Annotated in this window: 9 protein-coding genes; 4 read left to right on the plus strand and 5 right to left on the minus strand. The window is 55.8% G+C overall.

The annotated features are described in order from the left end of the window. Positions 1-146 precede the first annotated feature (146 nt). A complete protein-coding gene (locus GJQ55_RS07830; RefSeq protein ID WP_228344425.1) occupies positions 147-1,928 on the plus strand; it encodes a HAMP domain-containing protein in 1,782 nt (593 codons plus the stop codon). A gap of 1 nt (position 1,929) precedes the next feature. On the opposite strand, the gene GJQ55_RS07835 is transcribed toward GJQ55_RS07830, so the two are convergent. The 3 genes from GJQ55_RS07835 to GJQ55_RS07845 all read right to left on the minus strand — a co-directional run bounded on the left by GJQ55_RS07835 (position 1,930) and on the right by GJQ55_RS07845 (position 6,086). Next, a complete protein-coding gene (locus GJQ55_RS07835) occupies positions 1,930-3,735 on the minus strand; it encodes an acyl-CoA dehydrogenase C-terminal domain-containing protein (RefSeq protein ID WP_228344426.1) in 1,806 nt (601 codons plus the stop codon). A 189-nt stretch (positions 3,736-3,924) separates the two neighbouring features. After that, the gene (locus GJQ55_RS07840; protein ID WP_228344427.1) at positions 3,925-4,230 is read right to left on the minus strand and encodes a monooxygenase; all 306 of its coding nucleotides are present in this window, start codon (positions 4,228-4,230) and stop codon (positions 3,925-3,927) included. A gap of 131 nt (positions 4,231-4,361) precedes the next feature. Continuing rightward, complete coding sequence (locus GJQ55_RS07845; protein WP_228344428.1) at positions 4,362-6,086, minus strand: AMP-binding protein; 1,725 nt, start codon at positions 6,084-6,086, stop codon at positions 4,362-4,364. 266 nt (positions 6,087-6,352) lie between these two features. Between GJQ55_RS07845 and GJQ55_RS07850 the strand changes: the two genes are divergently transcribed. Together GJQ55_RS07850 and GJQ55_RS07855 are read left to right on the plus strand one after the other, a co-directional pair. Next, the gene (locus tag GJQ55_RS07850) at positions 6,353-7,450 is read left to right on the plus strand and encodes a fatty acid desaturase family protein (protein WP_228344429.1); all 1,098 of its coding nucleotides are present in this window, start codon (positions 6,353-6,355) and stop codon (positions 7,448-7,450) included. A 30-nt stretch (positions 7,451-7,480) separates the two neighbouring features. Then, positions 7,481-7,942, plus strand: coding sequence for a hypothetical protein (locus GJQ55_RS07855; protein WP_228344430.1), 462 nt, complete (start codon positions 7,481-7,483; stop codon positions 7,940-7,942). A gap of 183 nt (positions 7,943-8,125) precedes the next feature. Here the strand turns inward: GJQ55_RS07855 and metE are convergent, their stop codons facing one another. After that, entirely contained in the window at positions 8,126-10,444 is a 2,319-nt protein-coding gene (metE, locus tag GJQ55_RS07860) for a 5-methyltetrahydropteroyltriglutamate--homocysteine S-methyltransferase (RefSeq protein ID WP_228344431.1), read from the minus strand. Positions 10,445-10,553: 109 nt separating this feature from the next. Further along, positions 10,554-11,141 (minus strand): DUF3833 domain-containing protein, encoded by a 588-nt coding sequence (locus tag GJQ55_RS07865; RefSeq protein WP_228344432.1) that lies wholly within the window; start codon positions 11,139-11,141, stop codon positions 10,554-10,556. Positions 11,142-11,263: 122 nt separating this feature from the next. Here GJQ55_RS07865 and GJQ55_RS07870 point away from each other — a divergent pair, with 122 nt between their 5' ends. Continuing rightward, positions 11,264-11,911, plus strand: coding sequence for a class I SAM-dependent methyltransferase (locus GJQ55_RS07870; protein ID WP_228346763.1), 648 nt, complete (start codon positions 11,264-11,266; stop codon positions 11,909-11,911). The last annotated feature ends 3 nt before the right edge of the window (positions 11,912-11,914 follow it).

Consider the following 11,914-nt stretch of genomic DNA (forward strand, 5'->3'; position numbering starts at 1 on the left):
CTGTTTTTCTTGTGGCAAATCAAGTTTCACTAAGGTCAGGCGCATTTCAGCGTTCACATTGGCACAAAAAATATTTCCTGAGTCAGCGCAGTTGCCAGCCGGGCAGCTATAGTTACTGCACTTTATTCTGTGGATGACCTGCCACCGTGGCTGATACTCCTGCTTCTGAAATCCCTGCTTCTGATGTCATTGCGCCCATTGGCCGACGGCTGCTGTACTCATTGCTGAGTACCAGCAGTCTGATCGCGCTGTTATCCAGCGCGGTGATGCTGTGGACGGATTACCGTCAGGGGGTTGCTGATTACGACAAAGCACTGCAGCAGATCCGCAGCAGCTATCAGGACAGCATCACCTACAGTCTGTGGAATTTTGACAAACGCCAGCTGGAAACCCTGCTGCAAGGGGTCAGTAATTTTCCCGGTGTGGTGTATGTTCAGCTGGATCATGATGGCACCGTTCTGCACAGCATTGGCGATCTGTACCGGAAATCGGACCAGCGGCTGGTCATTCCGCTGCAATATCAGAACGTGACCGGCACCACGGAACTGGGCACCCTGCGCGTCAGCCAAAGCTATGAGGTGCTGTACGATACCCTCACCGGCCGGGCGGCAGACATTCTTATCAGTCAGTTTCTGCTGATTTTTTCCGTGGCCGTTATGCTGCTGCTGATTGTGCACCGGCTGATTGCCCGTCGCCTGCAACGCATGGCCGACTGGGCCAGTACCTTCAGCCTGGAAAACCCGGATCTGGAATTGCAGGTAGACCGCCCCGGTGATCCGCGTGATGAACTCAGTTATGTGGCTGCGGCCATTAATGATATGCGCACTACCCTGCAGGAAGACCTGCGTTTACGCGAGCAGGAATACGACCAGCGCAAACAACTGCAGCACCAACTGGCCATGGCCGTGGATAACGCCGCACTGGGGTTTTGTCGTTATGATCTGAGCCAGGATGCCTTCCATTGCAATAACCATTTTGCCACCCAGATCGGCAGTAATGAGTCGGATATTGAGAATCTGCGCCAGCCCATGGAGTTTTTTCTCAGTTGCATCACGGGTCCGGAAGCGGAACGGCAGGTTGAGCGAATCCGGCAATTGTTACAGGGCCATCAGGTGCGTCTGCATGACAGCTTTCGCATGCTGGATAAACAGCAAAAGGAACGGTTTTTTGATATCAGTCTGCAGGTAATCCGCTATCAGGATAATCGCCCGGAGCAGGTGCTTATCTGCATGATCGACCGCAGCAAAGAATTAAAAGCCCGCGAACAACTGCAGCAAATGCGCCAGCAGCTGGAGCAGGAAGTGGTGCGTCAGACCCATGAACTGCATGAGTCAAATCAGGAACTCCAGCGCCAACTGAACGACCAGCAACGTGAAGTACAACGCTTGCGCTCGGGTCGCCAGCCGCATTATATGCAAACCATCTGTGCGCTGATTGCAGAAGATATTCAGCAATGGCAAAGCATTCATCAGCTTCCGGCCGTCCAGCAATGGCAGGAATTTTTTGCGCTGGATTTATACCAGAACCGCACCAGCCTCGACCTTTGTGCCTGGTTACGCCAGCAATTTGAACAATGGCAAAATGATTATGGGCTGCAGGCAGACCTGCATATTCCGTTTTCATTATTGGTGCAGGAAAACCCGGCCATTCCACAATTTATACTGCGTACCCTGCTGCTGAGTGCTGCCCAAAATAAAGAGCAGAACAGTGGCAACCCTGTGCCGCTGAGCCTGCATGTATGGGTTCGGGAAGATCATCTGGAAGCGCGCCTGACACTGCCGGATACGCATTGGACGGTTGCTCCCGACGCTCATGCTTTCCGGTTATGTCAGGCGCTTTGTGGCCTGCGCTACGATGCTGAATTAAGCCACCGGCAGCAGGAGCAACAACAGATTATTCATTTAATCCTGCCCCTGGCCAGCGCCTGATTCAGAACGAGAAATGCTCGTCCTTCATCTGCATCAGCGACTTCGGATCTTTCAGCATCATTTTTCCGTGCGCCTTAGCGCGCGGTAACAGACGATCATAATAAAATTGTGCCGTCTGAATTTTAGCCTTATAAAAATCCGTATCGCCATTACCGGCTTTAATGCCGCTGTACGCAGCATCCGCCATTCTGGCCCAGAAAAACGCCATAATGATGTAGCCGGAATACATCAGATAATCCACGGACGCAGCACCGACCATATCGCGGTTTTTCGCCGCTTTTAAAGCAATGCGGAAGGTGCCGATACGCCACTGGAACATAGCGCGTTTCAGCTGCCGGATCAGTGGTTTCATTTCGCGGGTATTTTTATGGGTTTTAATAAATTCCTTCATTTCAGCCCGGAATTCGTTGAAGGATTTCATTTTACCCAGCAGAATTTTCCGGCCCAGTAAATCCAGCGCCTGGACACCGGTGGTGCCTTCGTACAATTTGGAAATCTGGGCATCACGGATAATCTGCTCCATGCCCCACTCTTTAATAAAACCATGACCACCGTAAATCTGCACGCCGTGGTTGGCGGCTTCATAACCCAGCTCGGTCAGAAAGGCTTTCAGGATTGGGGTGAGGAAACCCAGTTTATCGTCGTAAGCCTCATAACCGGCGCTATCGCCTTTGCTGTGTGCAGCCATCATGTGGTCAGCCAGACGGGCTGCGTGATACAGCATGGCGCGGCCACCTTCGGCGATGGCTTTCTGGGTTAACAGCATACGGCGCACATCCGGGTGCACGATTAACGCATCGGCGACCTGATCGGGGCTTTTGGTGCCGCTGAGCGAGCGCATGGAGCGACGGTCACGGGCATAAGGCAAGGCGTTCTGGAACGACAATTCAGCGGTGCCGACCCCCTGAATGGAGGTACCGATACGGGCAGTATTCATAAAGGTGAACATGCACATCAGGCCTTTATGTTCCGGGCCAATCAGGAAACCTTTAGCACCGTCGAAATTCATCACGCAGGTCGAAGAACCGTGAATACCCATTTTTTCTTCAATGGAACCACAGCTCACGGCATTGCGCTCGCCCAGTGAACCGTCGGCGTTGACGTGGTATTTCGGCACGATAAACAGCGAAATCCCTTTGGTGCCTTTCGGCGCATCGGGCAGACGAGCCAGTACGATGTGCACGATCTGGTCGGTTAAATCGTGTTCACCGGAGGAAATAAAAATCTTGGTGCCGGTAAGGTTGTACGAACCGTCGCCGTTCGGTTCGGCTTTGGTTTTTACCTGACCCAGGTCGGTACCACACTGCGGCTCGGTTAAGCACATGGTGCCCATCCAGCGGCCTTCCGTCAGCGGCAGCAGAAAGGTTTGCTTCTGTTCTTCAGTGCCGTGCATGTAAATGGTGTTCATCGCCCCCATCGACAGGCCCGGGTACATGCCCCACACCCAGTTGGCGGTGCCGATCATTTCCGATTTAATAACGCCCAGCGACAGCGGCAACCCCTGGCCACCGTATTCCACCGGCGCCGACATACCCTGCCAGCCGCCTTCCATATATTGCTGGTAGGCTTCTTTAAAGCCTTTCGGTGTGGTCACCTCACCGTTATTCCACACACAGCCTTCATCACCACTCTGATACAGCGGTGCCAGCACTTCTTCGCTGAAGCGGGCGGCTTCGCCCAGAATGGCATCGACCATCTCCGGTGTGGCATCACTGCCACCCGGAATATGCTGATAGTGGTTCTGGAAATTAAAAACGTCGTTAATCAGGAAGTTAATATCTTTTAACGGAGCTTTGTACTGAATCATCGTCAACCCTCAGAGGCACACATAACCAACAATGGTGAATAAGTGGACGGATTGTGACGATCTGTAACACGTGCGCCATTGGCTGTAATGGCCAGCCAATAACGTCAGATAAGTGAATGAATAATACCGATAAGTAGGGCGACATCACCGCCAGCCGGACGGCCAGCGGTTGGTCAGAGGCTGGCGGTATCAGCCCAGCTGCGCGTTATTCAGAACCGATAAGGTATCGTTTACCTGGAAAATTTTGGCCTGAATACCGCTGACGCCAAAACCCTGTAAACGCTGGGTATGCTTGTGCAGGTACGCCTGGGCGTTGGCTTCATCGGTAAACAGATAAATACCACCGGCTTCCTGACGGCCGGCATGCTCGGTCCAGACTTTCCAGATAAAACCCGGCTCGTCGTTAATGGTAGCGGCCAGGTCACGGAAACCGGCGGTCATTTCGTCACCGAAGGGGCCGGCAAAGGGAAAATCGATTTGTAACAGTACGCTCATAACTCTGCCTTAATGCAATGGGTTGCGCCCAACTTAGCAGGTCAGCGGCGGAGTAACAGCGGGGGAAATGGGAAAATACTGTTCTGCCGGGTGTATTCAGGAGATCTGCTTACACCCGGCGGTCAGAACAATCAGGCAGTAGCGGCCTGTTTTTTCGCTTCTTCGTCTTTCAGTTCACGGCGCAGAATTTTGCCCACCGGGCTCATTGGTAATTCCTTGCGGAATTCAATGTGGCGCGGCAGTTTGTAACCGGTCAGGTTCTCTTTGCAGTGTTTTTTAATGTCTTCAATGGTCAGATTCTGATCCAGTGCCACCACAAACAATTTCACCGCTTCGCCGGTTTTGTCGTCCGGCACACCGATTACTGCAGCATTTTCAACGCCCGGGTGCATGGCAACCACGTCTTCAATTTCGTTCGGGTAAACGTTAAAACCAGAGACCAGAATCATATCTTTGATGCGGTCCACAATTTTCACAAACCCGTCTTCGTCGATCACCGCCACGTCACCGGTACGCAGCCATTCACCGTCGGCGGTAAAGCTGGCTTCGGTGGCATCCGGACGGTTCCAGTAGCCTTTCATCACCTGCGGGCCTTTTACGCACAGCTCACCGCGTTCGCCCACCGGCACTTCATTGCCGTCCGGGTCAATGCACTTCAGAGCGGTGCCCGCAATGGCCTGGCCCACGGTACCCATGCGCTCCAGACCATTGGTCGGATTCATGGTTACCGCCGGTGAACATTCGGTTAAGCCATAGGCTTCTGAAATGCCGCAGCCGGTTAATTCTTTCCAGCGCTTGGCGGTATTTTCCACCAGCGCGGTACCGCCGGATAAGGTCAGTTTCAGCTGGCTGAAATCACAGTTTTTAAAATCCGGATGGTTCAGCAAAGAGACAAACAGCGTGTTCAGGCCGATAAAACCGGTTAACTGATGCGGTTTGATCATGCGCACAAACATATTGGTGTCGCGCGGGTTGGCAATCAGGATGCTGTGATCGCCCAGCTCGAACAGCGCCATTAAATGCACGGTAAACGAATAAATGTGATACAGCGGCAGCGGTGCCACCACTTTTACGCCGGTATCGGGCTTAATGGGTTTACCGGTGGCGGGGTCGACCTGGCTCAGCTGTGCACGCGACTGCAGCATATTGGCCACCAGGTTGCGGTTGGTCAGCTCGGCGCCCTTGGCCACGCCGGTGGTACCGCCGGTGTATTGCAGAATAATGGTGTCATCCGGGTTGCGCATATAGTTGGCAACAAAACCGCCGAATTTAGCACCCTGCTGCAGCGCGGTGCGGAAACGCACGGCTTCCGGCAGGCTGTAAGCCGGTACCATTTTTTTAATGTATTTAGCCGCTGCGTTAATAATATTGCGCTTCGGGAACGGCAACATATCGGCCAGGCTGGTCACAATAATGTGCTTCAGGCCAGTCTGATCTTTGATGTTCTGCACCGAACGGGCGAATACGTCCATACACACCAGCGCTTTGGCGCCAGAATCATTGAACTGGTGCAGCATTTCGCGTTCGGTGTACAGCGGGTTGGTGTTCACCACAATCAGGCCGGCGCGCAGGGCACCGTACATGGCAATGGGAAATTGCAGAATATTCGGCATCTGAATGGCAATGCGGTCACCGGGCTGCAGGCTGGTGTGGTTCTGCAGATAGGCGGCAAAGGCGGCACTGTATTCGTCGATCTGCCGGTACGTCAGGGTGTAGTTGATGCTGGTAAAAGCCGGGCGATCGGCGTAACGCTGAAACGCGCTTTCGATCACTTCCACCACGGCATTGTATTTGGATAAATCAATTTGATCCGGCACGCCGGGAGCGCGCTTTCCATCCCAGAATGAAGCTTCCACAGAAGACCCCTTATTGCGTTATTTGTTGTTATTAGGTGGGCTGCAATCAACCCTCTTTGTGGCCGACTATGACCTAAAGCCACGACGAGATAAAGTGGAAAAGATGCCACACAAGGCGCTTTTAAGGGCCATTTCCGGTGCCATTCTGTCAGGTAAAGTAAAGGCTCCGCCTTAACAATCGCCTTCGTACTGGTGCGTTCGTACCGGTTTCGCATCCGCTCAAACTCGGGTAGGATGCCCCGGTGTCATAACAATCATAATAAATCATGACTTCACCTCAGTTTCCGCCCGGCCAACGGCCGGTGTATCAGCAGCTGTCGGCGCTGGTACAGCAACATTTCAGTACCCACCAGCAGCCCCGCAGCGGCGATGCCCGTCTGTTCCGTAAAGCCCTGGTGATTATCAGCCTGTATTGCGCCAGTTATGCCGCCTTGCTGCTGGTGCCCGAACCGCTGAACCTGCTCGGCTGGCTGGCCCATGGCATTGCCACCGCCCTGCTTGGTTTTAACGTGATGCACGATGGCGCGCACGAATCGTTCAGCCGCACTGGCCGCCTGAACCGGCTGGCCGCCCTCAGTTTCAACCTGATCGGCAGCAACCGCTTTTACTGGGCGCAGAAGCACAACCGCAACCACCACACCTTCACCAACGTCGATGATGTGGACGAAGACATAGACGCCCTCGGCCTGTTCCGCATGAGCCCGCACCAGCCGCGTTACTGGTTTCACCGCTTTCAGCACTGGTACGTGTGGTTGCTGTACCCGCTGACCAGCCTGTTCTGGTTTTTTGTGCTGGATTACAAAGCCTGGTTCAGCCGCACCATCGGCAAGCGCCCGTTCAGTAAAAATCCGACCCTGGCCGATCAGGCCGAATTCTGGTTCAGCAAAGTGCTGTACCTGCTGATTTACCTTATTGTGCCGCTGCAGTTTTTACGTGGCACTGAGGTTCTGACCGGGTTTTTATTAATGCACGCCGCTCTGGGCTTTCTGTTTGCGGTGGTGTTTCAGCTGGCCCACGTGGTGGACAAAGCCGAATTTCCGCAACCAACAGCCAATGGGGCAATGGCCGATGAATGGGCCGTGCACCAGCTGCGCACCACGGTGGATTTTGCCACCAACAGCCGCTTTTTAACCTGGGCGCTGGGCGGGCTGAACTTTCAGGCTGAACACCATTTATTTCCGCGCGTCAGCCATGTGCATTACCCGCAGCTGCACCAGCTGCTGCAGCAACCCTTACAACAGCTGGGCTACCCGCTGCGCTCTTACCCTACCCTGTGGGCGGCGCTGGCCGGCCACTACCGGCACCTGCGCGCGCTGGGCCGTCCTGACGACACAACGCTTGTCAAAGCCGGCCTGGCTGGGTAGATTCGCCGCTTTCCCGCAGCAGGAACGGCCATGAGTTACCCGCAGTTTATTGCCATCGACGGCAGCTCCTTCGAAGAACACGCCCATCCGGTCGCCATCGCCTGGTCGCTGCCGGATGGCCAGATCAAAACCACCTTAATTGCTCCGGAAGACGACTGGGACGACTGGGACATCAGTCTGCAGGACCTGCACGGTATCAATCCCGACACCCTGTACCAGCGTGGTGAAACCGGCTGGTCGGTGATCCGCGAACTGGAACAGGACCTCGAAAACCCCTACCTGTTTGCCGATACGCCAGAACGGGTAACGGTATTACTGGAAAAACTGTACGAGGCCTGCAACCGCGACCTGAGCATCGAAATCGGTGATTACCGCGAAGAAATAAGCGCTGCCGTGCTGGATGAATCGGCCCAGTACCACCTGCCCTGCGATGAGCGTGTGCACCGGCTATTGGTTGGCTGGGCGCGCCAGCATGGGCGGCTGAGCGAGTAACTTACTGTCGTTCCACCTTCTGTTACAGAGTGAACAGACCGGCTATCGGATAGCCAGATTGTGTTGCCAACACAATCTGGCCTTAATCCCTCCCTGAACCCCGATGCGGTAACCGGCCCGGCACGACGGGTTAACAAAGCAACGTCTGCAACCAGATCAAAATCGGATTAACAGATAACGGTATTACGCCCTTTCCAGCGCGTTGGCATTCGCCTGCCCGGCTCCCTTTTGGGCTGCCTCAATCCGTAAATCAGCCGCCGCCTGCACCATGGCCTCCAGTGCCGGAATCACTTCCGCCCAGCGCCGGGTTTTTAAGCCGCAGTCGGGGTTTACCCATAAGTTAGCCGCCGGTACGACATCCAGCGTGCCGCGCAAAATGCCCAGCATGTCGGCCTGGGCCGGGATATTCGGGCTGTGAATGTCGTACACGCCGGGGCCGATGCCGTTGTGGTACGGCGTCTGCGCCAGCGTGGTCAGCAGCTTATTGGCCGAACGCGCGGTTTCCAGCGTAATCACGTCGGCATCCATACCTTCGATGGCCGGCAGAATGTCGTCGAAGTCGGCGTAGCACATGTGGGTGTGAATCTGGGTGCTGTCGTCGACGGCGCTCACGGCATAGCGGAAGCTGTTCACCGCCCAATGCAGGTAGGCCGGGTGCGCCGCTTTGCGCAGTGGCAAGGCTTCGCGCAGAGCCGGTTCATCCACCTGAATCATGCCGATGCCGGCGGCCTGTAACTCCAGCACTTCATCGCGCAGCACCGCCGCCAACTGATAAGCGGTGGCCGACCAGGGCTGGTCGTCGCGCACAAAGGCCCATTTCAGAATAGTCACCGGGCCGGTGAGCATGCCTTTTACCGGCTTGCTGCTGTGCTGTTGGGCAAAACGGCTCCAGCGCACGGTCATGGCCTGCGGGCGTTCGATATCACCGAAAATCACCGGCGGTTTAACGCAGCGGGAACCGTAGCTTTGCACCCAGCCATTGCGGGTAACGGCAATGCCATCGAGCTGCTCACCAAAGTATTCCACCATGTCGGTGCGCTCGGCTTCGCCATGCACCAGGACATCCAGCCCGATCTGCTCCTGAATACGCAGGGATTCGAGCAGCGTCTGTTCCAGTCCCTGCTCATAGGCGGCGGTGTCCAGTTCACCGGCACGGAAACGGCGGCGCAGCTGGCGTACCTCGTCGGTTTGCGGGAACGAGCCGATGGTGGTGGTCGGAAACAAGGGCAGCTGCCAGCGTTGCTGCTGCGCCTGCGCCCGCTGGGCAAAAGGCGAGGTACGCTGCCAGCTCTGGGCGGCGGCTTGCGCAGCGCGCTGTTTCACCGGCGCTTTGTGCACCAGCAGCGAGGTGCGGCGTTCCTGCACCCGCGCCTGCTGTTCCTGCCAGGCGTGGCTGTGCAACACCTGTTCATCATCCAGCGCAGCACGCAGCAGCGCCAGTTCCTGCAGTTTCTGTTGGGCAAAGGACAACCAGCGGTTTACACCTTTCTGCGGCGCGGCTTCCAGTTCCACATCGTAGGGCACGTGCAGCAATGAACAGGATGACGCCAGCCACAGGCGTTCGCCCAGTTGCTGTTGTGCGTTCTGTACCAATTCCTGCGCAGCCTTCAGGTCGGCACGCCAGATATTGCGGCCATCAATCACTCCGGCCGACAGCACCTTATAAGGGCCGATGCGATCCAGAATGGGTTGCAGCTGTTGCGGCGCGCTGACCAGATCAACATGCAGGCCCTGCACCGGCAGGCTCAGCGCCAGATGCAGATTGTCGTCCAGGGCACCGAAGTAAGTGCCGAGCAGCAGGTTCAGGCCGTTATTGCGCAGGCTGTGGTAGGCCGGCTCGAACACCTGCTGCCAGGGGGCGGGTAAATCCAGCACCAGAATGGGTTCGTCGATCTGTAGCCAGTCCACGCCTTCGGCTTGCAGCAGGGCAAACAATTCGCTGTACAGCGGTAACAGGCGCGGCAGCAGATTCAGGCGCTCGCAGCCGTCTTTGCTGTTGGCCAGATACAGATAGCTGAGCGGGCCCAGCACCACGGCTTTCAGCGGTTTCCCCAGCGCTTTGGCTTCACGTACTTCCTGCAATAACAAATCCGGCTGCAGACGGAATTCATCCTGCACCGAGCATTCCGGCACCAGATAGTGGTAGTTGGTATCGAACCATTTGGTCATTTCGCTGGCGCTGGCACTGCAGCCACAGGGCGTGCGGCCACGGGCAGCCAGAAACAGCTGATCCACCGGGTTATGGGCATGACGGGCGCGTTCCGGCAGATGCCCAAGCAGGTAGCTGGTGTTCAGAACGTGGTCGTACAGGGCAAAGTCGCCGACGGTGAGATAATCCACGCCGGCGTCCAGTTGCCGCTGCCAGTTGGCCGCCCGCAATGCAGAGGCAGTGTTCAGCAGGTCGTTCTGGGTGCTGTTGCCGGCCCAGTAGGATTCCAGCGCCCACTTGAGTTCGCGCTGTGCGCCAACGCGCGGAAAGCCGAGAACATGAAACTTAGTCATGGTTTTATTCCTTAATTTGAAAGCGGCTCACATTGTGGCCACCTCAGACTATGAAATAAAACGATGATTTTTAATGAAGAATTGAAATTAACTAATACAAATAAGCCAATTACTCAGCCGCGGCGCCGGCTTCGCCATTGGGCAGGCAGACCGCATCGTCGGCCACTTTGCGCATCACCAGCAGCACCTGCCCCACATCCAGGCCCCATTTGCTCATGCGGGTTTCGTTAATCACCACGCCATCGGCCACCTTGTACATCCAGTCGTCCATGTGCAGGTCGATGGTGTCGCCGGGCTGGCCGTAACGCAGGGTGTAGGCCATGTGAATGCTGTTACCGGCGTGGGTCATGCGGGTTTCTTCCGGCACATCGCTGGCACTGGCGCGATAACCGCCGTCCGGGTGTGGGGTTAAGGTCCAGACGCGGTACTCACGGCCATCGTCAAAATCGAAAATTTCATCCAGCGTGCCTACGCCCTGCTCATCCCAGCTGGCCAGAATCTGCGCGTTGAACTGGCGGATTTGCTTGCCGCTCCAGTCGCGCACCACGCCATCGGCGCACACCTTGCCGTTAAAAAACTCGCGCGGATGCAGTTCCGGCGTACGACCGGCGTATTCGTCCACACTGATCGAGCTGCAGCCACTTAACACCACTACCGACAGTAACGCCGGCACAGCAACCAAAGGGAAACGAGCCATAACAACCTCCGCAAATTAATTCTTATACACCCATTCATTAACAGCGCAATGCCCATCCTCTTGCCGGAATGTAAAAAGCCGGTAGACTGCCGGCCATTATTGCTGCAGCCGAGCCCGTGGCCATGCCTCGCCTGGATATTTTTCCTGAAGATCAGATGCATTATGCCTATGGCATTTATCTGTTTAAGAGCCGCCATCCGCTGGTACGGCGATTAAAAAAAGTGGCACAGCCCAGTGTGCACGGGCACCGGCCCTGGGCGTCCAGTTTTTTATTAATGGATTGGTTACAGGAAAACCCGCTGCCCACCGGCAGCCGGGTATTGGAACTGGGCTGTGGCTGGGGGCCGGCTTCAGTCTATTGCGCCAGCCAGCAGCAGGCCAAAGTGACCGGGCTGGATATTGATGACAGCGTGTTTCCCTATCTGGATATGCTGGCGGCGGCCAACGACTGCAAGGTAAAACCCCTGCATGCCGCTTTTGCCGATCTGGGCGATAAGCAACTGGCTAAATTCGATACCTTAATCGGGGCCGATATCTGTTTCTGGGATGGCTTAACCGATGAGTTACTGGCGCTGTTCAAACGCGCCCGTAAAGCCGGGGTAAAGCAGATTTTACTGGCCGACCCTGGCCGCACCACCTTTGTAAAATTGCGCGACGAATGCGAACGACGCTGGCCGGACAGCGTCAGCCATGATTTCTGGTATGCCCTGCAACCCAAGCGTTTTGAAGGGCAGATTCTGCGGCTGCAGTTTAATACCGCAGAATCCTGAAGT

The organism is Venatoribacter cucullus, from assembly GCF_016132445.1.
Taxonomy (GTDB): Bacteria; Pseudomonadota; Gammaproteobacteria; order Pseudomonadales; family Oceanobacteraceae; genus Venatoribacter; species Venatoribacter cucullus.

What these genes read in the sequence shown, in the direction of transcription:
- GJQ55_RS07865 (WP_228344432.1), bottom strand. Translation starts at nt 11,141, where the DNA reads ATGGCTCGTTTCCCTTTGGTTGCTGTGCCGGCGTTACTGTCGGTAGTG.
- GJQ55_RS07840 (WP_228344427.1), bottom strand. Translation starts at nt 4,230, where the DNA reads ATGAGCGTACTGTTACAAATCGATTTTCCCTTTGCCGGCCCCTTCGGT.
- GJQ55_RS07835 (WP_228344426.1), bottom strand. Translation starts at nt 3,735, where the DNA reads ATGATTCAGTACAAAGCTCCGTTAAAAGATATTAACTTCCTGATTAAC.
- GJQ55_RS07870 (WP_228346763.1), top strand. Translation starts at nt 11,264, where the DNA reads ATGCCTCGCCTGGATATTTTTCCTGAAGATCAGATGCATTATGCCTAT.
- GJQ55_RS07850 (WP_228344429.1), top strand. Translation starts at nt 6,353, where the DNA reads ATGACTTCACCTCAGTTTCCGCCCGGCCAACGGCCGGTGTATCAGCAG.
- GJQ55_RS07855 (WP_228344430.1), top strand. Translation starts at nt 7,481, where the DNA reads ATGAGTTACCCGCAGTTTATTGCCATCGACGGCAGCTCCTTCGAAGAA.
- metE (WP_228344431.1), bottom strand. Translation starts at nt 10,444, where the DNA reads ATGACTAAGTTTCATGTTCTCGGCTTTCCGCGCGTTGGCGCACAGCGC.